Source organism: Stenotrophomonas sp. 86156_Sma, assembly GCF_056481625.1.
This window is the reverse complement of the sequence record NZ_CM151157.1, coordinates 2,028,521-2,053,430: the sequence shown is the minus strand read 5'-3', so window position 1 is coordinate 2,053,430 and position 24,910 is coordinate 2,028,521. Positions and strand designations below refer to the sequence as shown.

Sequence of the window (24,910 nt, the reverse complement as noted above, 5' to 3'; positions counted from 1 at the left end):
GTCCGGTTGAGGGGGCGTGAGCGCCATGGATGGCGCGACCGAGGCTACAGGGACGTATTTACGCCGTCCCCCTCAACCGGACCCACCCCGCGAACCCACGGAAAGCCAGCTTTTGAATTTGACGTTGCCGTTGCCGTTGCCGTTGCCTTGGCTTCGGCAGGTGCAGGGCTGCAAGCCCTGCAAACCCAAACCCCTCAGTGAGCAGCAGGCCGCGACGGTGGCAGCCACGCCGCCACGATGCCCAGCAGCGGCAGGAACGCGGTCAACTGGTAGACGTATTCGATGCTGGTCTTGTCCGCCAGCAGGCCCAGCACAGCCGCCCCAAGCCCGCCCATGCCGAAGGCGAAGCCGAAGAACAGGCCGGACACCATGCCGATGCGGTGCGGCATCATTTCCTGCGCGTACACCACGATCGCCGAGAACGCCGAGGACAGCACGAAGCCGATCAGCACCGCCAGCACGGTCGTCCACAGCAGATCAGCATGCGGCAGCATCAGCGCGAACGGGGCCACGCCCAGGATCGAGGTCCAGATGATCGGCTTGCGGCCGATGCGGTCACCCAGCGGGCCACCAAGGAAGCCGCCAGCGGCGGACGCCACCAGGAACGCGAACAGATGCAGCTGGGCCTGCGCCACCGGAATGCCGAAATGGTGGATCAGGTAGAAGGTGAAGTAGCTGCCGATGCTGGCCATGTAGAAGTACTTGCTGAAGATCAGCACCAGCAGGATCGCCAGTACCTTGGCCACGGTGCGCGGCGGATGCCGCGGCGCCATCGCAGCCGTGCTGACCGGTCGTGGCGTGCCCAGATGCAACGCGTACCAGCGGCCGACATAGGTCAGCAGAGCGATGCCGATCAGAGCGGCGCCGGCAAACCACGATGCGGCGTGCTGGCCATACGGCACGATCACTGCGGCAGCGATCAACGGGCCCAGCGCTGTTCCGAAATTGCCACCCACCTGGAACACCGACTGCGCGAAGCCGTGACGGCCGCCCGAGGCCAGTCGCGCGATGCGCGAGGCTTCCGGATGGAAGATGGCCGAGCCAATACCGACCATCGCCGCCGCCATCAGCACCACCGCGTAGTTCGGTGCGAAGCCGAGCAGCAGCATGCCGCACAGGGTCGAGGCCATGCCGATCGGCAGCGAGTACGGGGCTGGGCGACGGTCGGTGGCCATGCCGATCAACGGCTGGAAGATCGAGGCGGTGAGCTGGTAGGTCAGCGTGATCAGGCCGATCTGGGTGAAGCTGAGGTTGAAGCCGCCCTTGATCACCGGATAGATGGCCAGGATCAGCGACTGCATCATGTCGTTGACGACATGCGAGGTGGAGATGGCGGCCAGCACGCCGGGAGCCACCGGGCGTGAGGTCGTTGCGGGAGAAGCCAGGGTCGACATGGACACAGTCAGGTTGGGGGCGAGCCACGCATGCTACGGTGGCCCCCCACTCCCTTCTGCCGCGTTCGGGTCATGGCATATCGCAAAAAGGACACTCCCTGCCCGATCCGCGAGACCGCGCCGTGGAACGAAGTGCCGGTACATCGCCCGGTGACCAGCCGCGCCCGCCACTACCCGCCCGGCACCCACATCGCGCCACACCGGCATCGCCGTCACCAACTGGTCTTCGCCATGTCCGGTCTGATGGTGGTGCGCGCGGACGGCGGCCGCTGGGTGGTGCCCTCGACCCGCGCGATCTGGGTGCCGGCCGGCATGGCCCATGCGGTGGACTGCATCGCTGAGGTGCATATGCGCAGCCTGTATGTGGAACCGGACTTCGCGCCGCAGCTGCCGGACGAGGCGTTCGCGGTACAGGTAGCGCCGTTGCTGCGCGAGCTGCTGCTCGCCGCCAGCCTGATCGAGACCGCGCATGTGGATGACAGCCGCGACGGCCGCGTGGTGCGCCTGCTGCTGGACGAGCTGCACCGCATGGACGTGCTGCCGCTACACCTGCCCTCGCCCTCCGACCCGCGCCTGCAGCGGATCTGCCAGCACATCCAGAAACATCCCGGCGACGACGCCACCCTGCAGGACTGGGCGCAGGCGCTGCAGGTGGACGTGAAAACCATCCAGCGCCATTTCGCCAGCGAACTGGGCATGACCTTCGGGCAGTGGCGGCAGCAGGCGCGGCTGTTGGCCGCCCTGGAGCGACTGGCGGTCGGCGACAAGGTCATCGATGTCGCGCTGGCGATGGGCTACGACAGCCCGAGTGCATTCACCAGCATGTTCAAGCGGCAGCTGGGGCAGACGCCGGCGGCGTTCTTCCGCTGATCCTTTGAACGGCATCCACGCATGGCCTGGATCTACTGCACCACAAACGACAACGCCGGGCATGGCCCGGCGCTATCGTTCATCGCTTCCGTCGAAAAACTCAGGACGTCATCCGGTCCCAGAAGCCCTTCACGCCATCCATGAAGGTGGCCGACTTCGGCGAATGCTTGCGTGCTTCCTCGCCGACGAAGGTGGCCTCGAACTGCTCCAGCAGCTTGCGCTGCTCGTTGGTGAGGTTGACCGGGGTCTCCACCACCACGCGGCAGTACAGGTCGCCTTCGCTGCGGCTGCGCACCGAACGCACGCCCTTGCCGCGCAGGCGGAACAGCTTGCCGGTCTGGGTCTCGGCCGGAATGCGGATCTCCGCTTCGCCGCCCAAGGTGGCCACCCGCACGGTATCGCCCAGTGCCGCCTGCGAGATGCGGATCGGCACTTCGCAGTGCAGGTCGTCGCCATCGCGCTGGAAGATCGCATGCTCGCGCACGCGCACTTCCACGTACAGGTCGCCCGGCGGCGTACCGGCCGGACCGGCTTCGCCTTCGCCCTGCAGGCGGATGCGGTCGCCGGTATCGACACCGGCCGGCACCTTCACCGACAGCACCTTGTCTTCCTCGACACGGCCATTGCCATGGCAGGTCTTGCAGGGCTTGGCGATGATCTGGCCGCGGCCGCCGCAGTTGTGGCAGGCCTGCTGCATGGCGAAGATGCCGCGTTGGATGCGCACCTGGCCACGGCCATGGCACACGTTGCAGGTCTCGACCTTGCCGTCTTCGGAGCCACTGCCATCGCAGTCGCCGCACTCGGCCAGGGTCGGGATCTCGATCCGGCGCTCGACGCCGCGCACGGCCTCTTCCAGGTCCAGTTCCATCACGTAGCCGATGTCGGCGCCGCGACGGGCCTGGCGCGGACCACCGCCACCACCGCCAAAGATGTTGCCGAAGATATCGCCGAAGATATCGTTCATGTCCGGGCCGCCCGGACCGCCACCGCCCATGCCGTGCTCGAACGCGGCGTGGCCATGGCTGTCGTACATGCGGCGCTTGTTGCCGTCGGACAGCACTTCGTAGGCTTCCTTGCACTCCTTGAAGGAGGCTTCGGCCGCCGCATCACCCGGGTTGCGGTCCGGGTGGAACTTCATCGCGCAGCGACGGTAGGCCTTCTTCAGCTCTTCGTCGTTGGCGGTGCGGGCAACGCCCAGCACTTCGTAGTAATCGCGCTTGCTCATATCGTGAATCGGGTTCCGGAAAGTCGGGATTCGTCAAAGCGGAAGAGCGGAACCAGGTCCGCTCTTGCGTCGGGCGCCCCGACACACCGGTGGGCGGTCAGGACCCTGATGCGACAACGGGACGCTGATGGCCAGCGTCCCGTGTCGGTCCGGATCAGGACTTCTTGTCGTCCTTGACTTCGGTGAACTCGGCGTCCACCACGTCATCCTGCGGCTTGCCCGCATTGCCGGCGTCGGCACCCGGGGCGGCACCGCCCTGGTCGGCCGAAGCGGCGGCGAACAGCGACTGGCCGGCTTCTTCCAGTGCCTTCGACTTGGCTTCGATCTGTGCCTTGTCGTCACCCTTCATCGCGGTTTCCAGGTCGGCCAGCGCCGCCTCGACCTTGCCGATGACATCGCCGCCGACCTTGCTGCCGTGCTCGGTGATGGCGCTGCGGGTGCCATGGATCAGGGCGTCGGCCTGGTTGCGGGCCTGCACCAGCTCCTGGAACTTCTTGTCTTCTTCGCGGTTGGCTTCCGCGTCGGCGACCATGCGCGCGATCTCTTCCTCGGACAGGCCCGAACCGGCCTTGATCTCGACCTTCTGTTCCTTGTTGGTCTTCTTGTCCTTGGCCGACACGTGCAGGATGCCGTTGGCGTCGATGTCGAAGGACACTTCCACCTGCGGCAGGCCACGCGGGGCCGGCTCGATGCCGGACAGGTCGAACTTGGCCAGCGACTTGTTGAAGCGGGCCTGTTCGCGCTCACCCTGCAGCACGTGCACGGTCACGGCCGACTGGTTGTCCTCGGCGGTGGAGAACACCTGCGAAGCCTTGGTCGGGATGGTGGTGTTCTTCTCGATGATCTTGGTGAACACGCCGCCCATGGTTTCGATACCCAGCGACAGCGGGGTCACGTCCAGCAGCAGCACGTCCTTGACGTCGCCGCCCAGCACGCCGCCCTGGATCGCAGCACCCAGTGCCACGGCTTCGTCCGGGTTGACGTCCTTGCGCGGTTCCTTGCCGAAGAACTCGGTCACCGCCTGCTGCACCTTCGGCATGCGGGTCTGGCCACCGACCAGGATCACTTCGCTGATGTCGCTCGAACGCAGGCCGGCATCGTTCAGGGCGACGCGGCACGGCTCGATCGACTTCTTGATCAGGTCTTCCACCAGCGCTTCCAGCTTGGCGCGGGTCAGCTTGATGTTCAGGTGCTTCGGACCCGAGGCGTCAGCGGTGACGTACGGCAGGTTCACTTCGGTCTGCTGGGCGCTGGACAGCTCGATCTTGGCGCGCTCGGCGGCGTCCTTCAGGCGCTGCAGGGCCAGCGGATCCTTGCGCAGGTCGATGCCCTGGTCCTTGTTGAACTCTTCAACCAGGTACTCGATGACGCGGTTGTCGAAGTCTTCGCCACCCAGGAAGGTGTCGCCGTTGGTGGCCAGCACTTCGAACTGCTTCTCACCGTCGACGTTGGCGATCTCGATCACCGAGACGTCGAAGGTGCCGCCGCCCAGGTCGTACACCACGATCTTGCGATCCTTGTTGTCACCCTTGTCCAGGCCATAGGCCAGCGCAGCCGCAGTCGGCTCGTTGATGATGCGCTTGACGTCCAGGCCGGCGATGCGACCGGCGTCCTTGGTCGCCTGGCGCTGGCTGTCGTTGAAGTAGGCCGGCACGGTGATGACCGCTTCGGTGACCTTCTCACCGAGGAAGTCCTCGGCGGTCTTCTTCATCTTCTCCAGCACCTTGGCCGAGATTTCCTGCGGGGCCATCTTCTTGCCGTCGCTGGTCGACACCCAGGCGTCGCCATTGTCATGGGCCAGGATGCCGTAGGGGACGTGGGCGATGTCCTTCTGCACTTCGGCGTCGGTGAACTTGCGGCCGATCAGGCGCTTCACCGCGTAGAAGGTGTTCTTCGGGTTGGTCACGGCCTGGCGCTTGGCCGAGGCGCCGACCAGGACTTCGCCGTCCTTGGTGTAGGCGACGATCGACGGGGTGGTGCGATCGCCTTCCGAATTCTCGATGACGCGGGCCTTGCCGCCGTCCATGATCGCCACGCACGAGTTGGTGGTGCCGAGGTCGATACCAATGATCTTGCCCATGGGGGAGACTCCTGAGGATGCTTGTTGGGGTCAGTCCGGCCGTTCGGCCGGTGGATGAATACGATGTGGGGGAGGCTCGTGGAACATTCAAGCCACCTCCCGAACGCTGTGTTCAGCGCCTGGAAAACCTTGCCAGGCATGGCCTGGCACGACCGCGACCGGGCATGGCCCGGCCCGGCCGATCAATCGGCGGCCACCACCACCAGCGCCGGCCGCAGCAGGCGCTCGTTGAGCAGGTAGCCCTTCTGGAACACGGTCACCACGCTGCCCGGGGCGGCGCCCGGGGTCGGCACCTGGCTGATCGCCTGGTGGTGTTCCGGGTTGAACGGCTGGCCGATCGGGTCCAGCAGGACCAGGCCGTTGTCGGCAGCGACCTTCAGCAGCTGCTTGTAGGTCAGCTCCAGGCCTTCGCGCAGCGGATGCGGGTCGTCGCCGGCGGCCTTCAGGCCGGCATCCAGGCTGTCGAATACCGGCAGCAGCTCGCCAAGCAGCTTCTCGTTGGCGAACTTGCGGGCCTGCTCGATGTCACGGGCAACACGCTTGCGCTGGTTCTCGAGGTCGGCGCGCTCACGCAGCGCATCGGCCTTGATCTGCTCGACTTCGGCGCGCAGGCGCTCCACTTCGTCGTTGACGCCGGCGGCGGCGGCCGCATCGGCGGCAGTCTGCTGGGATTCGATATCTGGATGTTCGTGGTTCATGTCTGGGTCCCTGGCGGTCAATCTCCGCCTCCACCCACCCTAGTGTGGGCGGGATGCTGCGTTTCAAGCGTCGGATGTTCCGGGAGTGCGCCCGGCCGGTGAAAAGGCCGCGCCGAGCACATCGGCAGTGGCCTGGACCAGCGGAATCATGCGGTCGTAGGCCATCCGCTTGGGGCCGATCACGCCCAGCACGCCCAGTACCTGGCCATTGGCGGTGTACGGGGCGGTGACCAGCGAGACCCCCTGCAGCGGCATCATCCCGGTCTCTTCGCCGATGAAGATGCGCACGCCTGGGGCCTGGATGGTCCGCTCCAGCAGCTGCAGGATCTCGCGCTTGCTGGAGAACAGCTCGAACAGCTCGCGCAGGCGCTCCAGGTCGGACAGGTCCTGCACCCCCATCAGGCGGGTCTGGCCGGCCACCAGCATGTCGTCGGCAGCCGGCTGCAGGGCCTGCTCGGCCAGTTCGATGCTGTGCGCCAGCAGCTGCTCCAGCTCGGAACGGGCATCGCGCAGCTCCAACAGCAGGCGGGTGCGGATCTCGGCCATCGGCAGGCCGGCGAAATGCGCATTGAGGTAGTTGGCCACCTGCTCCAGCTGACCCGGCGCGAACTCCTGCCGGGTCTCGATGACGCGGTTCTGCACCTCGTTGTCGGCAAACACCAGGATCGCCAGCACCCGGCGCCCGTCCAGCGCCACGAAATCGATCTGGCGGAAGGCGAACTGCTCGCGTCGCGGCGCGCTGACCACGCCGACGAAGTGGCTCATCGCCGACAGCAGCTCCGAGGCGCTGCCGAGCAGGGCCTGGGTGCTGCCGCCGCCAGCCAGTTCCTGGCGCAACCGGGCCAGCTCGCCTTCGCCCGGCGGCTGCATCTGCAGCAGGCTGTCGACGAACACGCGGTAGCCATGCGCGGTCGGGACACGCCCGGCCGAGGTGTGCGGCGAGGCCAGCAGCCCCAGGTCTTCCAGGTCACCCAGGATGTTGCGGATGGTGGCCGGACTGACCTCCAGCCCGGCCACGCGCGCCAGCGTCTGCGAGCCGACCGGCTCGCCGTCCTGGATGTAACGCGCAATCAGCGTGCGCAGCAGATGGCGCGCACGCGGGGCAAGCTGGTCGGGAGAACCGTGCATGGAATCAACCTGTGAGACACGGACACTAGATAATGGCGGCGCATCACCTTGGCAAGTCATTGGACCTCCCTCGCCCGCGTGCTAGCGTTGCGCGGCTGCTGATACCCCCTTACCCATGCTCAGACATCTTTCGATCAAGGATTTTGCCGTCGTCCGCGCCACCGAACTGGAGTTCGGGCCAGGCATGACCGTGGTTTCAGGCGAGACCGGCGCCGGCAAGTCGCTGATGGTCGACGCGCTGGGCTTCCTGTCCGGCCTGCGCGCCGACAGTGGCGTGGTCCGCCACGGCGCTGCGCGCGCCGAACTTTCCGCCGAGTTCGCGCTGGACCAGCTGCAGGCCGCGCGCCAATGGCTGGCCGACAACGAGCTGGACGACGAGGAACAATGCCAGCTGCGCCGTGTGATCCGTGCCGATGGCGGTTCGCGGGCGTGGATCAATGGCCGTCCGGTGACCCTGGCCCAGCTGGGCGACCTGGCCTCGCTGCTGGTGGAGATCCACGGCCAGCACGAACAGCAGGCCCTGCTGACGCGCCCGTCGCAGCTGGCCCTGCTGGATGCCTATGCCGGCAACGAGAACGAGCGCCGCCAGGTGCGCCGCGCCGCCGCGGCCTGGCAGGCGCTGGTCGATGAATCGCTGGCGCTGTCGCAACAGGGCGACGTCAGTGACCGGATCGGCTTCCTGGAGCACCAGCTGCGCGAACTGGACCGCGAAGATCTGGAACCGGAGTCGATCGTCGCACTCGGTGCCAGCCACCGCCGCCAGGCCCACGCCAGCGCCCTGCTGAGCGCCTGCCAGGCGGCCAGCAACCAGCTCAATGGCGACGACGGCAGTTCCGCGCTGGACCTGCTGCAGCAGGTGCGCCACGAGCTGTCGCGCCTGATCGAACACGACCCGCGCCTGGGCGAGGTGGACGGCCTGATCGAGAACGCCTCGATCCAGCTGCACGAAGCCCTGTCGCTGCTGGACCGGGTGCATGACGACCTCGACGCCGACCCGGAGCAGTTCGAGGAGAACGAGCGTCGCCTCGGCCGCCTGCACGACCTGGCCCGCAAGCACCGCGTGCCGATGGACGAGCTCGGCGCGCAGCGCGAGCGCATGCATGCCGAAGTGGAACAGCTGCGCGGCGCCGACGAACGCCTGCAGCGCCTGGCCGGCGAAATCGACAAGGCCGCTGCGGCCTGGCGCGTACAGGCCGAGGTGCTGACCGCCAGCCGTCGCAGCGCCGCTGCCGAACTGTCGGCCACCACCACCGGCATCATCGCCGAGCTCGGCATGGGCGGCGGCCAGTTCCTGATCGAGCTGGAACCGCAGGACGCCGGCAAGCCCGACCCGCAGGGTGCCGAGCGCGTGGAGTTCCTGGTCGCCGCCAACGCCGGCCAGCCACCGCGCGCCCTTCGCAAGGTGGCCTCGGGCGGTGAACTGTCGCGCATTTCGCTGGCCATCGAAGTGGCCGCGCTGGACCTGGATGCGGTGCCTACCATGGTGTTCGACGAAGTCGACTCCGGCATCGGTGGCGCGGTGGCGGACATCGTCGGCCAGAAGCTGCGCGCCCTTGGGGAGAAGCGCCAGGTGCTGTGCGTGACCCACCTGCCGCAGGTCGCCTCCAAGGGCCACGCGCATTACCGGGTCAGCAAGGCGCCGGTGGAAGGCATGACCCAGAGCGCGGTGGAAAAGCTGGACAGCAAGGCGCGCGAGGAAGAGCTGGCGCGCATGCTGGGCGGCGTGGAAGTGAGCAAGGAAGCGCGCGCCGCCGCCCGCAAGCTGCTGCAGGTCTGAGGCCTGTTCGCGGTTATCCACGCATGGCGTGGATCTACAACGCGCGAGGTAGTGCCGGCCGCTGGCCGGCAACCCAACACAGGTGAACGAAGATCATGAGGTTGCCGGCCAGCGGCCGGCACTACCCCTGTGGCCGCGCCAGATCCACCGTTTCCACCAGAAAATCAAGGAACGCGCGCACCCGCAGCGGCAGGTAGCCACCCTGCCCCAGGAACACCGCGTGCACCTCTTCCAGGTCACCGGGATTGGCCTCTTCCAGCACCGGCAGCAGGCGTCCGGCGGCGATGTCCTCCTGCACCTGGTAGGTCGCCAGCCGCGCCATGCCCAACCCGCCCAGCACCAGCTGCCGCAGCGCGTTGCCGTTGCTGGCGCGGGCATTGCCACTGGGCAGCACCATCCGCTCGCGTCCGTCCTGCAGCAGCGGCCAGCCCTGCATCGCACGCGCATGGCCGATGTCCAGACGGTTGTGCGACATCAGCTCCTCAGCGTTGCGCGGCAGTCCATGCCGCTGCGCGTAGGCTGGCGCGGCCACGATCATCATCCGCGTCGCACCGAGCCGTCGCGCCACCAGGCTGGAACTCTTCAGCGGGCCTGCCCGCACCGCCACGTCAGTGCGCTGCTCAAGCAGGTCGATCACCTCGTCGTTGAGGGTCAGGTCCACGCCCACCTGCGGGTTGCGTTCGAGGAACACCGGCAGCAGCGGCAACAGGAAATGCTGGCCGAACGGCACGTTGGAATTGACCCGCAGGCGTCCGCGCGGCTCGGCATGGGCGCTGGCGCAGCGCTCGGCCTCCTCCAGGTCGGCCAGCACGCGCAGGCCGCGCTCGTAGAACGCGCAGCCTTCCGGGGTCAGCTGCAGCTGGCGGGTGGAGCGCTGCAGCAGGCGCGTACCCAGCCGTTGCTCCAGCCGGGCCACCAGCTTGCTGACTGCCGACGGCGTCATATCCAGTGTACGCGCGGCGGCGGAAAAGCCACCGGTCTCGATCACCCGCACGAACACTTCCAGTTCGCCGGATCGGTTGATGTCGGGTCGCGCCATGGCGATGAATCCAGTTCACAGATGATTATCCATGCGCAGTCTAGTTCACAGATCGACGGAGAATCACCATGGCCCTCCCTCCTCCCGGGATTGCCCGATGAACCGCCTCAGCCAGCTCACCGCGACCGCCTTGATCGCCCTCTCCAGCGCAGCCAGTGCCGCCCCGGCCCCGCACTGGGTCGCCAGCTGGCAGGCCAGTCCGCAACCGGTCTGGGGCGCCGATTTCCTGTTCCCGACCCTGGTTCCGGCCACGCTGCAGGACCAGACCTTCCGCCAGACCGCGCGCATCAGCCTGGGCGGGCCCCGGCTGCGGGTGCGGCTGAGCAATGCCTACGGCACCCAGCCGCTGCGGATCGGGGCGGCCAGCGTGGCCGCACACGCGGGTGCCGCCCCGCAGCCGCTCAGTTTCGACGGCCAGCCCGGCGTATCGATCGAGCCCGGTCAGGAACGGCTGAGCGATCCACTAGCGGTGGCCACGGATGACCGCCAGGCGTTGCAGATCAGTGTCTTCGTGCCCGGGCCGACGCCCGTGCAGACGTTCCACTGGGAGGGTCGGCAGACCAGTTGGATTGCGCCCGGCGACCAGAGCCAGACCCAGGCTCTGAGCGGGGCCAGCAGCACCACTGCCCGCCTGTTCCTGGCCGGCATCGAGGTCGAGGCCGCTGCCAGCGCACGCAGCGTGGTGGTGATCGGCGACTCGATTACCGATGGCGCCACCGCCAGCCTCGATCAGGACCAGCGCTGGACCGACCATCTGGCGGCGCGTCTGGCACCGCGGGGCGTTGCCGTGGTCAACGCCGGTATTTCCGGGGGGCGGCTGCTGCGCGATGGCATGGGCGAATCCGCCCTGGCCCGCTTCCGGCGTGACGTGCTGGATCAACCAGGCGTGGTCAGCGTAGTCGTGCTGATCGGCATCAATGACATCAGCTGGCCCGGCACCGCCTTCGCCCGGAACCAGGCCCGGCCCACGCTGGCCGAACTGCAGGCGGGGTATCGCACCCTGGCCGAGCAGGCCCATCGGCGGGGTCTACGCATCCTCGGCGCCACCCTGACGCCGTTCGCCGGCGCCCTGCCCGGCACGCCGCTGGACGACTACTACCAGCCGGACAAGGAGGCCCTGCGCCAACAGCTCAATGCCTGGCTGCGCAGCGACAACCCGTTTGACGCGGTGATCGACCTGGACGCCGCGCTGCGCGACCCGGCCGATCCGTCACGGATGGCTGCCGCCTACGACTCCGGCGACCACCTGCATCCGGGCGATGCGGGTAACCTGGCCATGGCCGAGGCGGTGGATCTGGAGGTGTTGATGGGGCCCCTCACACATGGCGTGGATCTGCCGTAAGCAACGAAAAACCCCGGGCAAGCCCGGGGTTTCGTCGCATCCAGCTGGCTGGAACGGCTTACTTGCGCTTCTTGCGCACGTACAGCACCAGCGAATGCTCTTCCAGCTCATAGCCGTGGTCGGCCGCGATCTTGCGCTGCAGCTCCTCGATCTCGTGGCTTTCGAACTCGATGATCTTGCCGCTGTCCACGTCGACCATGTGGTCGTGGTGGCCGCCACGGTCCAGCTCGTAGACGGCCTGGCCGCCTTCGAAATTGTGCTTGAGCACGAGGCCGGCGGCCTCGAACTGGGTCAGCACCCGGTAGACCGTCGCCAGGCCGATCTCGTCGCCATGCTCGAGCAGCTGGCGGTAGATGTCTTCGGCGGTCATGTGGTGCTGGGCATTGCGCTGTTCAAGCAGCGCCAGGATCCGCATCCGTGGATGGGTCACCTTCAGGCCGACTTTTCGCAGGTCGTGGGTTTCCATAGGTCTCCGTTCATTGGCGATTTAGCGCCAGCTGCCTCGGATTGGGTCGCGGTGGCACGCCGGGAGTGTATCATCGGTTTGATTTCCCCAACCGCCAGTCCCGATGCGCAATCTCCTGTTGGTCGCCGCCGTCGCCCTGTCCACCACCGGGTGCGGCATCATCTACAAGCAACCCATCTATCAGGGCAACCTGATCCGGGAAGATGCCGTGGCCAAGCTGCAGGTCGGGCAGAGCAAGCAGCAGGTCACTGCGCTGCTGGGCACCCCGTCCATTCCGGACCCGTTCCACGCCCAGCGCTGGGACTACACCTCCAGCCAGCGCGTGAACCGCCTGGGCCGTACCGAGGTGAAGAACTTCACCGTGTTCTTCGACAATGACAACGTGACCCGCTGGGAAGGCGATTACTTCCCGGGTAACGACAAGGCCCTGGCCCAGCAGACCGTGCGCCAGTTCGGCCGCAATCTGCCGAAGGACAAGAAGAAGAAGGGTCGCTGACGCCCCCAGCCCGTCCACGCGGACGGGTTGCGGGAATCAACCGCCGAGCGCGCGACGCCGGCGGTTGTCCTTGGGGTCGGCCAGCAGCGGGCGTAGCAGCTCGATGCGGTCGCCATCCAGCAGCACCTGCTGCGGGCGCGCCAGCAGCCCATGCACGGCCGCCGCCGGGCAGTCGGCACTGCCTTCCAGCGCAGCAGCGGCAATGGCCTCGGCCACGGTCGCGCCCTCGTCCAGCTGCAACCGGCGCGAAAGCACCCGCTGCGGCCAGGCCAGCACCACCTCGACCTCGATCATCGTTCAGGCCTCGTCGGCGACGCGGACGAAGTCGTTGACCATGCGATCGGCCAGCCCCTGGAAGCCGATCGCCAATGCCGGGCCAAGCAGCCGCGAGCTGGGCTCGAACTCCAGGGTCAGGGTCACCTTGCAGGCATCCTCGGCCAGCACATGGAATTCCCAGCGGCCGTGCAGTTGCTTGAACGGACCGTCACGCAGCTGCATGTCGATGCTGTGCGGTCGCTGCAGGGTGTTTTCGGTCTGGAACCAGGTACTGAACGAGCCCAGGCCCAGGTCCAGGCGCGCGACCAGCCGGTCCTCGCCCTGCTCCAGGATCTGGGCAGCCGAGCACCAGCGGAAGCGGCGCGGATAAGCCTGGACATCATTGACCAGGTCGAACATGCGTGCGGCCGAATGTTCGACCAGGGCGCTGCGGCGGATAGTTGGCATGAATACAGGACGTTTCGGCAATCGACCGGGCGGGCCCGAATCGGAGACAATACGGATATGAGCAAGAACAGCGGCAAGGATAAAGCAAAGAACGCGACGGCCAACAAAACCATCGCGTTGAACAAGCGTGCCCGCCACGAGTACCACATCGAAGACCGCTTCGAAGCCGGCCTGGCCCTGCAGGGCTGGGAGGTGAAATCGATCCGTGCTGGCCGCGGCAACATCGTCGACGCCTACGCCTATGTGAAGGATGGTGAGATCTTCCTGATCGGCGCGCAGATCACTCCGTTGATCCAGGCCTCGACCCATGTCGTGGCCAACGACCGGCGCGATCGCAAGCTGCTGCTGCACCGGAGCGAGATCGACAAGCTGGTCGGCAAGGTCGAGCGCGATGGCTACACGATCGTGCCCACCGCGATGTACTGGAGCAAGAACAAGATCAAGCTCGAAGTCGCGCTGGCCAAGGGCAAGCAGACCCACGACAAGCGCGATGCCGCCAAGGACCGCGACTGGGCGATCGAGAAGCAGCGCGTGATGCGTCGCGGCAACCGCGACGCGTAAGGCCGTTGCACATGACCATGTAGAGCCGAGCCATGCTCGGCTGCCTTGGCTTTCTGTAGAGCCGAGCCATGCTCGGCTGCCTTGGCCTTCTGTAGAGCCGAGCCATGCTCGGCTGCCTTGGCCTTCTGTAGAGCCGAGCCATGCTCGGCTTCGGTAAGAAAAGCAGTCGAGCATGGCTCGACTCTACAAAAGGCAGGTCACCCCGCCAGCATGCCCTGCCTGCGCATCCGCGGCGACAGCGCCGCGTGCATCACCGCCAGGTGCATCACTACCGCCAGCTCCGGTGCGTAACGGTCATCGCCCAAGCGCCACTGTTGGGCCAGGTTCGCGGCATCAGCCGGCAGCAACGCCAGCAACTGGGCGTCGTCCAGTGCATCGGCCGCGCCCTGCAGCTGGCGCGCCATCTGTCGCGACTGCCACACATGCACGCCGATGCTGAGACTGGCCAGCGACATCAGCACCACGGCCAGCCCGTGCTCGAACCACTGCGACAGCACTTCCGGCCCCCACAGCAGGGCGGCCAGCACTGCCAGGCCCGGCAGGCGCCACCCCAGCCAATGGATGCGGCCGCGCTGCGACCAGTGCACCACCACCGCGCTGGCGACCAGTGCCGCAGCTGCCGTGGCCGGCAACTCCGTCACCCAGGTGGCCGCCAGCAGCACCGCCAGCACCGCCCAGACCCAGCCCGGCGGCAACGCACGCCGCTGGTAGTCGGCACCGACCGGCCCGATCAGCTGCCGCAGGCTGCGTTGTTGGCTTGCATCGGTCACCCATGGTCTCCGTGTCTGTCCTGGCTCGGATGGTCATCGCCAGTGTGTCGCAAATTCGTGCCCACGAAGTTAGCAATCCGCTATGACAGACGCTCTACAACAAGTTGCGGATTGACAGGACCCGCGGCTCGCCCGCAGCGCTCACCCCGCCGACAGATCCTTGCTGAGGAACACCCTGCATGTGCCGACCGGATCGCATGGCACCCGGCCGAACACGACCCATCCATGCTTCACATAGAAGTCGGGCGCCTGGAAGCTGAGGGTGTACAGCACGCCGGAACGGCAACCGCGACGCCGCGCTTCATCCTCTGCGGCCTTCAGCACAAGCGACCCCAGCCCGTTGCCGCGATGGGCCGCTGGCAGATGGAACAGATCCACGAACCACAGGCCCAGTGAGGTTCGCCCGGTAAGGCCCCCTACCACCTCGCCACTGGCCGGATCGGTGACCAGCACCGCCAGTGTGCGCCGATCGGCGTAACCCGCAGCGTCAACATTGAACTGATCCAAGCCAGTGCCAATCACCTCCAGCGCTTCGTCGCTGGGTTCATCTGTTACTGCAACGTCAAGCGTCATGGCGTCCTTCCACTGGCTCCACTTCAGGAATCTGGATGCTATCAAGCCTGATCGCACCTACGCCGGCCCGCTTCAGCGTTTGGCGCTATTGCGGCCCGTCTTGAGCACAGACCGATGCCACTGCCTTCAACAACGGATCGGCCTGCAGCCCTGGTGCAAGACCTGTCGCCGGAAACGCTGCCGCGAGGGCCTTCGCCGCCCGATCTGCGTGTGGCTGGATGTACCAGGACGATTCAGCCGACAGCATGCCACCGCGCACCTCTTGCCCGATCCGACACTGTCCCCACTTGCCGGGGCTGACGGAAATGGCCATGAGGCCCCCCGTGGAGTGGTACCGGAAATTCGAGCACGGCGTCCCAAGGGATCGCAACGTGCCAATCAGCTGGGAGACGGACGCTCACCCGCGTGACTGTTCAGGAAGATTGCCGTAAGATCCGTCTCGTTGGGCAGGGTCAGTGTCAGCTTTTATGACGGCATTGGCCCCAAAGCCTTGCAATGCTTGAAGAAGCCGGGGGTGCATTGGTTTCGACGGGGGTTGTGAAGTCGCCTGGCGCATGCCGAGGGGGTAGCTTTCCTCGTAAATCCAGCTGCAAAACTCTAGTTGCCAACGACGACAACTACGCTCCGGTCGCTCTCGCAGCCTAAAAACTGCGGTGCGTGACCTTCTGCCGACTTAGGCGGAGCCTCGAAACTGCTTGTGTCCATGCTCGCAGCGTAGAGTCATTATCATGGAATCGCGCTGGGCGGCTGCCTGTCAGTCCGGCACTAGAACACAACAGGCTGGTTCCCGGGTGCGCTTTGCACACCGTGCTGCTCGGGGATGAGATTCAACGGTGAGCTAAGCATGTAGTGCTGGGGATGGAGTGCCTTCGGACGGCGGTTCAATTCCGCCCACCTCCACCAACGAACGGTTCGTCAAGGACCGGAGAAGCCCGGAAATTCCACCAACGTGGGTTTCCGGGCTTTTTTATTGGCTGCTCTACGCCGCTGCGAAGTTCGACGCCGCGGCGCAATCGCGGTCCGATGCCGTCAAGCAATGTCGGCAACCGCCATCTTCTCTCGCTTTCGACATCACTAAACCACTTCAGAAATTTCCCACCCTCTCCTTGGGGGGGATGTGTCCGCGAAGCCGTTCGTCCTTGGTCGCCATCAAAAGGAGACCACGGGACACCTGCACCCTTCACATCCAAGCCGAGCCCGAAGGGCACGGCCTGTTCGACACATCTTCCACAAAGGAACTGTATCCATGCGTACGTCGCTTCGGGTTTCCCTTGCCAGCGCCATCACCCTGGTCCTGGCCAGCGCCCCCGCCTTCGCCCAACCCACCGAACGGGTATGGACGCGAGGCATGGCCAGCAACGAGCAGTACAGCAGTTTCATCGTCAAGTACCGGGACGGCAGCAGCAAGCGCGTCTCCGCCACCACCGCGCAGGATGCGCTGAAGAAGCGCCTCGGCGTCCAGCAGCGCAGCAAGCGTTCGATCGGCAACGCACCGCCAGCAGCCGCGTCCGTAACCCATCAACGCCGCATGGGCGGCGGGGCCGACGTGGTCACCACGGACAAGCCACTGGACCTCCCGGAAGCGCAGATCCTGATGCAGCGCATCGCCGACGATCCGGACGTCGAGTATGTGCAGCCGAACTACATGATGAGCGCATTCGCCACACCGAACGACCCACGCTACGGCGAGCAGTGGCACTACAGCAATCCGACAAGTGGCGCGCGCCTGCCCGGCGCGTGGGATCGCTCCACTGGCCAGGGCGTGGTGGTGGCTGTGGTCGATTCGGGCTACCTCAACAACAACGACCTGCAGGCCAACCTGCTGCCGGGCTACGACATGATCTCGTCGACCCGTCCGTTCAGTGATTGGCAATGCATCATCGGCGGAATGAATCCCGGCTGTGGCGGCTCCGACGATGGCGATGGACGCGACGCCGATGCCTTCGATGCCTCGGGCATCGCACACGGCACCCACGTCGCTGGAACGGTCGCTGCGGTGACCAACAACCAGATCGGCGTGGCCGGCGTGGCCTACAACGCGAAGGTCGTGCCGGTACGCGTACTCGGCAACCAGGGCAATGGCGGTTCCGCCGACATCATCGATGGCATGCTCTGGAGTGCCGGTATCAACGTGCCCAACGTCCCGGCCAATGCGAACCCGGCCGAAGTCATCAATCTCAGCCTGGGCGGCCGCCGCGCCTGCTCGCCGGCCGAGCAGGATGCAATCGACGACATCACCGCGCAGGGCACGATCGTGGTGGTCGCCGCCGGCAACAGCAATCTGGATGTGTCCGAGTTTGCTCCGGCGAACTGCAAGGGCGTGATCGCGGTGGCTGCCAACGATCAGGGCGGGCGACGCGCGTTCTACTCCAACTATGGCGCAGGCATCCATATCACCGCACCCGGTGGTGAAACCTGGTCCTGCCGCGCGTCCGTCGGCGAGTTCCTGCCGCTGGCCACGCCGCCTAGCCAGGCCAACTGCGCCCCGACCCGTCAGCATCCGGCGCAGGGCATCCTGTCCACGGTGGGTAACAACGCCTTCGACTTCATGTCCGGCACTTCGATGGCGGCGCCTCACGTCGCTGGCATCGTCGCGCTGATGCAAGCGGTGGCGCCGGTGCCAAAGACCACCGACCAGGTCAAGGACATCCTGCGTCGCACTGCGCACCCGATCGCTGCAGCGAACTGCCCGGGTGGCTGCGGGCCAGGCATCATTGACGCGGCCGAAGCCGTGAAGGCAGCCAGCAACTGATGGCATGGCGCAGCGGCCCGGCAAGGTCGCTGCGCCCTCTTCCGTTGCTCAGTTCACGTCCGCCGGCAAGCGGCATCGCTTCACCAGCAGCATGCCCAGCATCGGCGCCAGCGCGAAGGTGGCAAACAGCCACCGGGCCGCGCGCGCGGTTCCCGCGGCCCCGCCCGGCTCGATCAGTCCCGCTGCATTGGCGACCATCCCGGCAAGCGCAGCCCCGGCCGCGGTGGCAAACAGCTGGACGGTGGTGATCGACGCACCGGCGCGCTCCTGTTCCTCCGGCGGTGCAGAGGTCAGAACGCGTGTCAGCAGGTGGGGCCAAGCCAGGCCCACGCCAATCCCGATGACGGCCAGCGCCACGCAGATCGGCATCATCTGCAACCACGTACCGCTGCCGGCAGCCGGCACCCACAGCACCAGCCCGATCATGCCCAGCCATCCCAGCGCCGGGCCGATCATCAACGCCCGGTCAACGCGGCGCCCGCTGAAGCCGGAGCCGACCAACGACCCGAGCGTCCAACCGGCCGCCATCAACGCCGCGAGATAGCCCGCAGCAAGCGGTGATTGCTGATGCAGCACCTGCAGGAACAGTGGCACGAAGACCTCGCCGCTGGTGATCATCACCACCAGCAGCGACATCAGCCCATACAACGCGGCCAGCCGCGAGTGGAGCCGGAGAGCGCCGGAAGGAAGCAGCGTCTGCTTCGCTCGGGACTCGATCCTCACCAGCACCACTGCGAGGAACACGGCCATCACGATGCCAACGAAATTGTTGACTGCGCTCGAGGATGTACTGCCAAGGGAGACGCTGATGACGGCCAGGGTCAGCAGCAGGATCTGCAGCCACGGGACCGAAGACCTGGCCGCAGCTGAAGACGATGCCTCCCTCTGCGGAAGGACATTCGACGCCAGCAGCGCGAACAACACGGCAACCGCGGTGACCGACCAGAATGCGGCCCGCCATACGCCCCATTCGGCGAAGACGCCGCCCACAGCAGGCCCGATCAACGTCGCCACGCCCCACATCCCCGAAACCAGGGCCATCGCGCGGGGCCAGAGCGGCTCTTCGAACGCGAGCCGGATCATGGCGTAGGCCAGTGCGAACAGGAAGCCGCCGCCGACACCCTGCACCAGCCGCCCCACCAGCATCATCGGCATCGAGGTCGCGAGCGCGCAGATCACGGCACCGGCTGCGAAGATGAGCGTCGCCAGTGCATAGCTTCCACGAGGCCCGGCACGTTCAAGCAGCTTGATCGACAGTGCCGACCCCAGGATGGACGCGACCACGAAGAGCGTGGTGTTCCATGCGTAGAGATCCAGGCCACCGATGTCCTCCACCACGGTTGGCAACATGGTGGTGGCGATGTAGACGTTGACCGCATGCAGTGCGACCCCGCCCGCCAGGGCAAGTGAGCGCACTGCATTGCGGCCGGACAGGAGATCGCCCCAGCGGGTGCCGGGGACGGCGATGCCTTGCTGTTCCATTTTCGTTCAAACCTATGATTCATGACCTGCAGCCCAGGGTTCACATGCAGGAAAAAGGGAACTGCCTTATAAAACCTCATGTATTGATGAGGTCAAGGAACCCCGGCCATGAAGATCGATGTCAGCGTTCCGCTTTCCGTGGGCGAAGTCGCGCGTCGCAGCGGGGTCAGCATTGCCACCGTCCACTTCTATGAAGCCAAGGGACTGATCCATGGCTGGCGCAACAACGGCAACCAGCGCCGCTACCGCCGCGACGTGCTGCGGCGCATTGCCGTGATCAAGGTCGCACAGCGGGCAGGCGTTCCCTTGGCCACGATCAAGATCGCGCTGGATGATCTTCCAGCCGAACGGGCGCCCAGTTCGAAGGACTGGGCAAGGCTGTCCAGCAACTGGCGCGACATGCTGAACGCGCGCATCCGCAGCCTGGTCCAGCTGCGCGACCAGCTCGACGGCTGCATCGGCTGTGGTTGCCTGTCACTGAAGGACTGTCCGTTGCGAAACCCTGGCGACCAGTTGTCACAACGCGGCGACGGCGCCGTCTTGCTTGAATCGGACGACGGCGACCGGGGCGTGCCATGATCCGTTGCTGCACGCAGCACTGACTGGAACATCGCACAATGAGGCGGCATCCTCCGTCCGCGTTGCTGCCCACTACCTACAGAAGGACCTGCGATGAGAACCGTGATCATCACCTCTGCCCTGCTCCTGGCTGCTTGTGCCGCGGCCCCGGCTGCGCACGCGGCTGCACCCGCCATCGCGCCGCCCGGCACCGCAACACTCGAAGCCCTGCTGGCCTGCAAGGCAGGCTCGACCTTCAGCGAAGCCGAGGCCATCGATGCCCTGCAGGCAGCCGGCCTGGCCAGGAAGCCTGGCGGCACGTTCGAGCCGGAAACCACGCCGGTCACCCTGTTCGGCGGTACCGTCACCCATGCCGACGTGAATGTCGCCGAGGGCGAGAAGAGCATCTTCGTCTACTTGAACGGTGTCGACCCCAAGCGCCTGGCCAAGACCTGGTCGGTGACCACGGTCAACGAATACGCCAACACCGAAGCACCGTCCTACGTGAAGCGCATCGACAAGCACCACACCCTGCACGTGATTGCCGGTGATGATTACGAAGGCTATTCCGCTGCCGTGAAATGCCAGATCACACCGTGACGGCCTGACCCGCGCTAGAGCCAGCGCCGTACCCGCTGGCGGAAGGCTGCGTATGCCTCGGGAAAGCGGGCCGACAGTGCCCGCTCTTCCGGCATGATCTGCCATCGGTTGATGTACAGCACGAACAGTGGCACGGCCAGTAGTGCGGTCAGATTCTGCAGGTACAGCATGGCACCTGCCAGGACAGTGGCCTGGCCCAGGTACATCGGGTTGCGCGTGTAGCGGTACACGCCGTGCGTGACCAGCACGCTCGACGTCGCTGGCCGCAGGGGGTTGACCGTGGTGCCCACGCGCCGGAAGGCCAGCTTCGGCAGCAGGTTCAATACCACGCCGAAGGCCATCACCAGACCCGCAAGCAACTCCGGCACGGGTAGCTGCAGCGCCGCGCCCGGCTGCCATCGGCTGCCCATATAGCCGATGGCGGCGCACAACAGCATCACAAGAGGCGGAGGAACACGGGTCTCAAGCCATCGCATCGCAGCCCCGCATTCATCCTGTTCACCCCAGTGTCACACGGGAATGCCTGAATCGCCCGGTTGGCGGCATTTCCGCGCTCCAAACCGACCGCCCGGTATCTTCCGCTTTGACATGCCGACCGCTAGAGTGGCGCCACCGCGCAGGAGGATCGTATGGCAACCACGGGCTTGGGCTTCATCGGCCGCACGACCCTCATCATCACCGTGCTGCTCACCCTGGGCGGCTGTGCGACGTTGCGCCAGTTCGGGCCGTCGGTGCAGGTGGCCTCGGTCACCCCCGGCCAATACATCGCCCTGAAACGCGGCGACATCCTGACCACCGGCAAGCTCAGTTCGGCCACCATGGAGACGCTGCGCGTCGCCGGCCTCGACGAAGGCGTCTGCGCCAAGCCAGGCCTGCCCTGCATCGAGGCCATGGAAGGCAGCATCGTGGTGCGCGAGGAGGACAAGCGCTCAAGCCTGGCCGAGCTGTGGCTGCAGTATGCGATGACCTTGCCCGCGCCCAAGCGCGAGTACTCCACGTCAGGCCGCGCCAAGAGCGCGATCACCGAACTGGATGCGGACTTCCAGCCGCGCCTGGACGCGTGGATGCAGGTCGCGCGGCAGGCCTACGCCTACCTGTTCTTCACCGAGCGCACGGCCAACCAGCGCGGTTTCGAAGACCGCCAGACCCAGGTGCGCGACTACTACAACCTGGCCGTGCAGGAAGCCTCGGTACAGTTGTACAACGCCTATGCCACCGGGCGCGTGCATGGTGAAGCCAGCCACTTCCAGCTGGGCCGCTGGACGTTCGTGCTGGCGCCGTCGGGCCAAGCATCACCGCTGGATACGCGTACGCCCACCGAACTGGTACCGGCAGCCTCGCTGTCGTTCACCGGTACGCTGCGCAGCGTGCATCGCCGCGATGGCTTCGGTGCCGAACTGGTGGCCGTGATGGATGATCCAGCCGCCACTACGGCCACCACGCCGCCGGCCACCACAGCCGCCGCGCAGGCCACCACGCCCGTCACGCAGAGCTGGAGCGAGATGCCGTCGCCATCGATGACGGTGCTGCTGCGCTTCTCCGGAAAGAACCTGTGGGAAGTACTGCACGACGACGAGCCGGAACTGGAGATCCACGATCCCTACCAGGTCACGGAAGTCACCCTGCATGGGCAGCAGGTGCCATTGGCCGCGAACTTCACCGCAGGCTACGCACTGTGGCTGGCGCGCTCCAATTTCAGCCACCAATCGCTGCGTTCGCTGTTCGGTGGCAAGGGCGGCATCGACACGCCGCATCTATACATGATGCAGCCCTACGACCCGAACCGCCGCGTGCTGCTGATGATCCATGGCCTGGCCAGCAGCCCGGAAGCCTGGGTCAACGTCGCCAACGAGCTGATGCGCGACGACGAGATCCGCCAGGACTTCCAGGTCTGGCAGTTCTACTACCCGACCAACATGCCCATCGCGATGAGCCACGATGCGATGCGCCACACGCTGGATGAGGTGTTCAAGCACTTCGACCCCAGCGGCAAGGCGCAGGCCTCTCATGACATGGTGCTGGTCGGGCACAGCATGGGTGGGGTGATCTCACGGCTGATGGTGTCTTCTTCCGGCGACCACCTGGTAGAGACCCTGCTGGCGACCGCACAGATGACGCCTGCGCAGCAGGAGCTGCTGCGCACCAAGGGCGCGCCGGTGCTGACCTTCCTGCCGGAACCGGAAGTATCTCGCGTGGTATTCATTGCCACGCCGCACCGCGGTACCGATGTGGCGAGCACCCGCCTCGGCCGCTGGATCGGCCGCCTGGTACGGCTGCCACTGACCGTCCTGGAGGACGTGGCCACCATCGCCAACGACGGCAAGATCGATCGCAACGACGGCAAGCACGGCTACCAGATGAACAGCATCCAGAACCTGGACAAGGACGATCCCTTCGTGCGCGCCGTGGCCGACCTGCCGATGGCACCGAAGGTGCGTTACCACTCGATCATCGCGCGCGCCAAGGCAGATGGTCCGCTGGAAAAGACCGACGACGGGCTGGTGCCCTACTGGAGCTCGCACCTTCCGCACGCGGATTCGGAGAAGGTGATCGTGTCCGGGCACAGCGTGCAGGAAGCCACGCCGGCCATCGTCGAACTGCGGCGGATCCTGCATGAAGACATGCAACAGCACGGTGCCGTGGTGAAATAGCAGGGGGCGAATGAGGGGAAAACCCTCATCGCCTGTACGCATCCGCCCTTCTATGCTGGCTCCACTACCCCACTGGAGGTCCGCATGAACACGCAAGAGCCCAGCCGCCACCCCAGCCCCGATCCGGCCGAGCGCGACGCCTTCTTCCCGTCGCCGTACTCGCTGTCACAGTTCACATCGGCGAAGAGCGACCTGTCCGGCGCCGACTATCCCGACGCGCGCCGCGATGGCCGCTGGAAGGTGCTGATGATCGCTGCGGACGAACGCTATCTGCCCACCGCCAACGGCCACCTGTTCTCCACCGGCAACCATCCGGTGGAAACCCTGCTGCCGATGTACCACCTGGACAAGGCCGGCTTCGACATCGATGTGGCCACGCTGTCCGGCAACGCCGCCAAGTTCGAGTGGTGGGCGTTCCCGCATGAGGACAAGGAGATCGGCGGACTGTACGACCGCTACGAAGCCCGCTTCCGCCAGCCACTGCCGTTGGATGAGGTGGTGGCAGGCCTCGATGCCGCGTCGGACTATGCAGCCGTGTTCATTCCCGGTGGCCACGGCGCCCTCATCGGACTGCCGCAGAGTCGCGCGGTAAAGGCGGCCCTGCACTGGGCGATGGCCGAGCAGCGTCACATCATCACCCTCTGCCACGGCCCGGCCGCATTGCTGGCCGCAGGCGTTGACGAGGCCGACGGTGGTTCGCTGTTCCGCGGCTACCGCATCTGTGCCTTCCCCGATGCGATGGACCGGCAGACGCCGGAGATCGGCTACATGCCCGGGCAGCTGCCGTGGTTCTTCGGTGAGCGCCTGGCGCAGCAGGGCGTGCAGATCGTCAACGACGGCATCGATGGCAGCGTGCTGCAGGACCGCCTGTTGCTGACCGGCGACAGCCCGCTGGCCGGCAATTCGCTGGGCAAGCTGGCCGCGCGCACGCTGCTCGACGCATTGGCCGGGCGCTGACTGGCGTGAGCGATCTGGTGCAGGCGTTGCTGGAACTGGAACGCGCCCGCTCACTGAGTGCGGTGGGCGCGGTACTACGCGGCATCTCTGCACCGCTGGGCTACGACCGCGTGCTGGTGTTCGCCACAGGCACGGGGTTGGAACGCGGTACCCAGCGCGTGTACTGGATCGAGGGCGACTGGTTCGGCGACGGCAGCACTACCGACCTCGCGCGCTACCTGCACGCCTGTCCGGTCAATCACCACGTGCTGGACAGTGACGCGCCGTTCTTCTGGAGCAAGCGCCAGGGCGTTCGCGGCGAACGCTATCAGGTGGTAAAGCAGCCACGTGGTGAAGGCCTGCACGGTCTGCAGGTGCCGGTGTTCGGCACCACAGGGCTGGAAGGCGCGATCAGTTTTGCCGGGACAGCGATCGATGCATCGGCCAGCGCGCGACTGCTGCTGGATGCTGCTGCAGCTGCAGCATTCCGTGCCGCACGCCGGCTTTCCGAGACGCCCACCGAGCTTTCCGGAAGTGCGTTGAGCACGCGCGAACGCGAGGTGCTGCGCTGGGTCGCCGCCGGCCGTCGCCAAGCGGAAATCGCGGCCACGCTGGGACTTTCCGCCCGTACGGTGGAGAATCATCTGCGACGCGCGCGCCAGCGCCTGGGCGTGGCAACCACCGCGCAGGCGGTGCGTGCTGCCAGTCGGCGCGGCGAGATCGAGGACTGATCCGGGCAAGACACTTCCGGCGCTCTGGTTCGCGTGTTACACACGCCATGCGCATGTG

The 24,910-nt window shown here is 66.2% G+C and carries 24 protein-coding genes and 1 other RNA gene; 12 read left to right on the top strand and 13 right to left on the bottom strand.

Annotation, left to right across the window (positions count from 1 at the left end; genetic code table 11):
* Positions 1–194: 194 nt before the first annotated feature.
* Positions 195–1,394, bottom strand: coding sequence for an MFS transporter (locus ACZK33_RS09685; RefSeq protein ID WP_164162773.1), 1,200 nt, complete (start codon positions 1,392–1,394; stop codon positions 195–197).
* 72 nt (positions 1,395–1,466) lie between these two features.
* On the opposite strand from ACZK33_RS09685, the gene ACZK33_RS09680 reads away from it, so the two are divergent.
* The gene (locus tag ACZK33_RS09680; RefSeq protein WP_423174839.1) at positions 1,467–2,264 is read left to right on the top strand and encodes an AraC family transcriptional regulator; all 798 of its coding nucleotides are present in this window, start codon (positions 1,467–1,469) and stop codon (positions 2,262–2,264) included.
* Between the two features lie 100 nt (positions 2,265–2,364).
* Here ACZK33_RS09680 and dnaJ read toward each other — a convergent pair whose 3' ends face one another.
* The 4 genes from dnaJ to hrcA form a co-directional block, all read right to left on the bottom strand.
* The gene (dnaJ, locus tag ACZK33_RS09675; protein ID WP_032128292.1) at positions 2,365–3,489 is read right to left on the bottom strand and encodes a molecular chaperone DnaJ; all 1,125 of its coding nucleotides are present in this window, start codon (positions 3,487–3,489) and stop codon (positions 2,365–2,367) included.
* Between the two features lie 154 nt (positions 3,490–3,643).
* The gene (dnaK, locus tag ACZK33_RS09670) at positions 3,644–5,569 is read right to left on the bottom strand and encodes a molecular chaperone DnaK (RefSeq protein ID WP_032128291.1); all 1,926 of its coding nucleotides are present in this window, start codon (positions 5,567–5,569) and stop codon (positions 3,644–3,646) included.
* A gap of 182 nt (positions 5,570–5,751) precedes the next feature.
* Entirely contained in the window at positions 5,752–6,267 is a 516-nt protein-coding gene (gene grpE, locus ACZK33_RS09665; protein WP_032128290.1) for a nucleotide exchange factor GrpE, read from the bottom strand.
* Between the two features lie 63 nt (positions 6,268–6,330).
* Complete coding sequence (gene hrcA / locus ACZK33_RS09660; protein WP_010484463.1) at positions 6,331–7,395, bottom strand: heat-inducible transcriptional repressor HrcA; 1,065 nt, start codon at positions 7,393–7,395, stop codon at positions 6,331–6,333.
* Between the two features lie 115 nt (positions 7,396–7,510).
* Between hrcA and recN the strand changes: the two genes are divergently transcribed.
* Positions 7,511–9,172 carry a DNA repair protein RecN gene (gene recN, locus ACZK33_RS09655; RefSeq protein ID WP_032128288.1) on the top strand — a complete coding sequence of 554 codons (1,662 nt, stop codon included), beginning with the start codon at positions 7,511–7,513 and terminating at the stop codon, positions 9,170–9,172.
* Positions 9,173–9,293: 121 nt separating this feature from the next.
* On the opposite strand, the gene ACZK33_RS09650 is transcribed toward recN, so the two are convergent.
* Positions 9,294–10,211, bottom strand: coding sequence for a LysR family transcriptional regulator (locus ACZK33_RS09650; RefSeq protein ID WP_423174838.1), 918 nt, complete (start codon positions 10,209–10,211; stop codon positions 9,294–9,296).
* A 97-nt stretch (positions 10,212–10,308) separates the two neighbouring features.
* Between ACZK33_RS09650 and ACZK33_RS09645 the strand changes: the two genes are divergently transcribed.
* Entirely contained in the window at positions 10,309–11,553 is a 1,245-nt protein-coding gene (locus ACZK33_RS09645; RefSeq protein WP_121503041.1) for an SGNH/GDSL hydrolase family protein, read from the top strand.
* A 58-nt stretch (positions 11,554–11,611) separates the two neighbouring features.
* Here ACZK33_RS09645 and fur read toward each other — a convergent pair whose 3' ends face one another.
* Positions 11,612–12,019 (bottom strand): ferric iron uptake transcriptional regulator, encoded by a 408-nt coding sequence (gene fur, locus ACZK33_RS09640; protein ID WP_005409235.1) that lies wholly within the window; start codon positions 12,017–12,019, stop codon positions 11,612–11,614.
* A gap of 103 nt (positions 12,020–12,122) precedes the next feature.
* Here fur and ACZK33_RS09635 point away from each other — a divergent pair, with 103 nt between their 5' ends.
* Positions 12,123–12,515 carry an outer membrane protein assembly factor BamE gene (locus tag ACZK33_RS09635; RefSeq protein WP_010484453.1) on the top strand — a complete coding sequence of 131 codons (393 nt, stop codon included), beginning with the start codon at positions 12,123–12,125 and terminating at the stop codon, positions 12,513–12,515.
* A 36-nt stretch (positions 12,516–12,551) separates the two neighbouring features.
* Here ACZK33_RS09635 and ACZK33_RS09630 read toward each other — a convergent pair whose 3' ends face one another.
* Positions 12,552–12,809: an RnfH family protein gene (locus ACZK33_RS09630; RefSeq protein WP_423174837.1), complete on the bottom strand. Its 258-nt coding sequence runs from the start codon at positions 12,807–12,809 to the stop codon at positions 12,552–12,554.
* Positions 12,810–12,812: 3 nt separating this feature from the next.
* A complete protein-coding gene (locus tag ACZK33_RS09625; protein WP_012510750.1) occupies positions 12,813–13,238 on the bottom strand; it encodes a type II toxin-antitoxin system RatA family toxin in 426 nt (141 codons plus the stop codon).
* A 57-nt stretch (positions 13,239–13,295) separates the two neighbouring features.
* Here ACZK33_RS09625 and smpB point away from each other — a divergent pair, with 57 nt between their 5' ends.
* Positions 13,296–13,799, top strand: a complete 504-nt coding sequence (smpB, locus tag ACZK33_RS09620) for an SsrA-binding protein SmpB (protein WP_164080847.1) — start codon at positions 13,296–13,298, stop codon at positions 13,797–13,799.
* Positions 13,800–13,996: 197 nt separating this feature from the next.
* Here smpB and ACZK33_RS09615 read toward each other — a convergent pair whose 3' ends face one another.
* The gene (locus ACZK33_RS09615; RefSeq protein ID WP_032128284.1) at positions 13,997–14,569 is read right to left on the bottom strand and encodes a hypothetical protein; all 573 of its coding nucleotides are present in this window, start codon (positions 14,567–14,569) and stop codon (positions 13,997–13,999) included.
* A 141-nt stretch (positions 14,570–14,710) separates the two neighbouring features.
* Positions 14,711–15,142: a GNAT family N-acetyltransferase gene (locus ACZK33_RS09610; RefSeq protein ID WP_423174836.1), complete on the bottom strand. Its 432-nt coding sequence runs from the start codon at positions 15,140–15,142 to the stop codon at positions 14,711–14,713.
* Positions 15,143–15,652: 510 nt separating this feature from the next.
* Between ACZK33_RS09610 and ssrA the strand changes: the two genes are divergently transcribed.
* Positions 15,653–16,045: a transfer-messenger RNA gene (gene ssrA, locus ACZK33_RS09605) on the top strand.
* A 343-nt stretch (positions 16,046–16,388) separates the two neighbouring features.
* Complete coding sequence (locus ACZK33_RS09600) at positions 16,389–17,894, top strand: S8 family serine peptidase (RefSeq protein WP_223224726.1); 1,506 nt, start codon at positions 16,389–16,391, stop codon at positions 17,892–17,894.
* A 48-nt stretch (positions 17,895–17,942) separates the two neighbouring features.
* Here ACZK33_RS09600 and ACZK33_RS09595 read toward each other — a convergent pair whose 3' ends face one another.
* Positions 17,943–19,376: an MFS transporter gene (locus ACZK33_RS09595; RefSeq protein WP_423174835.1), complete on the bottom strand. Its 1,434-nt coding sequence runs from the start codon at positions 19,374–19,376 to the stop codon at positions 17,943–17,945.
* A 108-nt stretch (positions 19,377–19,484) separates the two neighbouring features.
* On the opposite strand from ACZK33_RS09595, the gene soxR reads away from it, so the two are divergent.
* Together soxR and ACZK33_RS09585 are read left to right on the top strand one after the other, a co-directional pair.
* Positions 19,485–19,955 (top strand): redox-sensitive transcriptional activator SoxR, encoded by a 471-nt coding sequence (soxR, locus tag ACZK33_RS09590; protein ID WP_423174834.1) that lies wholly within the window; start codon positions 19,485–19,487, stop codon positions 19,953–19,955.
* A gap of 93 nt (positions 19,956–20,048) precedes the next feature.
* Positions 20,049–20,534, top strand: coding sequence for a hypothetical protein (locus tag ACZK33_RS09585; RefSeq protein WP_423174833.1), 486 nt, complete (start codon positions 20,049–20,051; stop codon positions 20,532–20,534).
* A gap of 14 nt (positions 20,535–20,548) precedes the next feature.
* Here ACZK33_RS09585 and ACZK33_RS09580 read toward each other — a convergent pair whose 3' ends face one another.
* Positions 20,549–21,010, bottom strand: coding sequence for a methyltransferase family protein (locus ACZK33_RS09580; protein WP_132809834.1), 462 nt, complete (start codon positions 21,008–21,010; stop codon positions 20,549–20,551).
* A 153-nt stretch (positions 21,011–21,163) separates the two neighbouring features.
* Here ACZK33_RS09580 and ACZK33_RS09575 point away from each other — a divergent pair, with 153 nt between their 5' ends.
* The 3 genes from ACZK33_RS09575 (at position 21,164) to ACZK33_RS09565 (ending at position 24,852) form a co-directional block, all read left to right on the top strand.
* On the top strand, positions 21,164–23,185 hold the full coding sequence (locus ACZK33_RS09575; RefSeq protein WP_049462604.1) for an esterase/lipase family protein: 2,022 nt from the start codon (positions 21,164–21,166) through the stop codon (positions 23,183–23,185).
* Between the two features lie 84 nt (positions 23,186–23,269).
* Positions 23,270–24,142, top strand: coding sequence for a glyoxalase III HchA (hchA, locus tag ACZK33_RS09570; RefSeq protein WP_423174832.1), 873 nt, complete (start codon positions 23,270–23,272; stop codon positions 24,140–24,142).
* Between the two features lie 5 nt (positions 24,143–24,147).
* Positions 24,148–24,852 carry a PA1136 family autoinducer-binding transcriptional regulator gene (locus ACZK33_RS09565; RefSeq protein WP_423174831.1) on the top strand — a complete coding sequence of 235 codons (705 nt, stop codon included), beginning with the start codon at positions 24,148–24,150 and terminating at the stop codon, positions 24,850–24,852.
* Positions 24,853–24,910: the final 58 nt, after the last annotated feature.

Bases quoted from the DNA above. Each gene is read 5' to 3' on its own strand.
- soxR (WP_423174834.1), top strand. From the start codon at position 19,485: ATGAAGATCGATGTCAGCGTTCCGCTTTCCGTGGGCGAAGTCGCGCGT.
- dnaK (WP_032128291.1), bottom strand. From the start codon at position 5,569: ATGGGCAAGATCATTGGTATCGACCTCGGCACCACCAACTCGTGCGTG.
- ACZK33_RS09585 (WP_423174833.1), top strand. From the start codon at position 20,049: ATGAGAACCGTGATCATCACCTCTGCCCTGCTCCTGGCTGCTTGTGCC.
- ACZK33_RS09630 (WP_423174837.1), bottom strand. From the start codon at position 12,809: ATGATCGAGGTCGAGGTGGTGCTGGCCTGGCCGCAGCGGGTGCTTTCG.
- ACZK33_RS09625 (WP_012510750.1), bottom strand. From the start codon at position 13,238: ATGCCAACTATCCGCCGCAGCGCCCTGGTCGAACATTCGGCCGCACGC.
- dnaJ (WP_032128292.1), bottom strand. From the start codon at position 3,489: ATGAGCAAGCGCGATTACTACGAAGTGCTGGGCGTTGCCCGCACCGCC.
- recN (WP_032128288.1), top strand. From the start codon at position 7,511: ATGCTCAGACATCTTTCGATCAAGGATTTTGCCGTCGTCCGCGCCACC.
- ACZK33_RS09575 (WP_049462604.1), top strand. From the start codon at position 21,164: ATGGCAACCACGGGCTTGGGCTTCATCGGCCGCACGACCCTCATCATC.
- ACZK33_RS09680 (WP_423174839.1), top strand. From the start codon at position 1,467: ATGGCATATCGCAAAAAGGACACTCCCTGCCCGATCCGCGAGACCGCG.
- ACZK33_RS09595 (WP_423174835.1), bottom strand. From the start codon at position 19,376: ATGGAACAGCAAGGCATCGCCGTCCCCGGCACCCGCTGGGGCGATCTC.
- ACZK33_RS09685 (WP_164162773.1), bottom strand. From the start codon at position 1,394: ATGTCGACCCTGGCTTCTCCCGCAACGACCTCACGCCCGGTGGCTCCC.
- ACZK33_RS09635 (WP_010484453.1), top strand. From the start codon at position 12,123: ATGCGCAATCTCCTGTTGGTCGCCGCCGTCGCCCTGTCCACCACCGGG.
- fur (WP_005409235.1), bottom strand. From the start codon at position 12,019: ATGGAAACCCACGACCTGCGAAAAGTCGGCCTGAAGGTGACCCATCCA.
- ACZK33_RS09610 (WP_423174836.1), bottom strand. From the start codon at position 15,142: ATGACGCTTGACGTTGCAGTAACAGATGAACCCAGCGACGAAGCGCTG.
- ACZK33_RS09645 (WP_121503041.1), top strand. From the start codon at position 10,309: ATGAACCGCCTCAGCCAGCTCACCGCGACCGCCTTGATCGCCCTCTCC.
- smpB (WP_164080847.1), top strand. From the start codon at position 13,296: ATGAGCAAGAACAGCGGCAAGGATAAAGCAAAGAACGCGACGGCCAAC.
- hrcA (WP_010484463.1), bottom strand. From the start codon at position 7,395: ATGCACGGTTCTCCCGACCAGCTTGCCCCGCGTGCGCGCCATCTGCTG.
- ACZK33_RS09580 (WP_132809834.1), bottom strand. From the start codon at position 21,010: ATGCGATGGCTTGAGACCCGTGTTCCTCCGCCTCTTGTGATGCTGTTG.
- hchA (WP_423174832.1), top strand. From the start codon at position 23,270: ATGAACACGCAAGAGCCCAGCCGCCACCCCAGCCCCGATCCGGCCGAG.
- grpE (WP_032128290.1), bottom strand. From the start codon at position 6,267: ATGAACCACGAACATCCAGATATCGAATCCCAGCAGACTGCCGCCGAT.
- ACZK33_RS09600 (WP_223224726.1), top strand. From the start codon at position 16,389: ATGCGTACGTCGCTTCGGGTTTCCCTTGCCAGCGCCATCACCCTGGTC.
- ACZK33_RS09650 (WP_423174838.1), bottom strand. From the start codon at position 10,211: ATGGCGCGACCCGACATCAACCGATCCGGCGAACTGGAAGTGTTCGTG.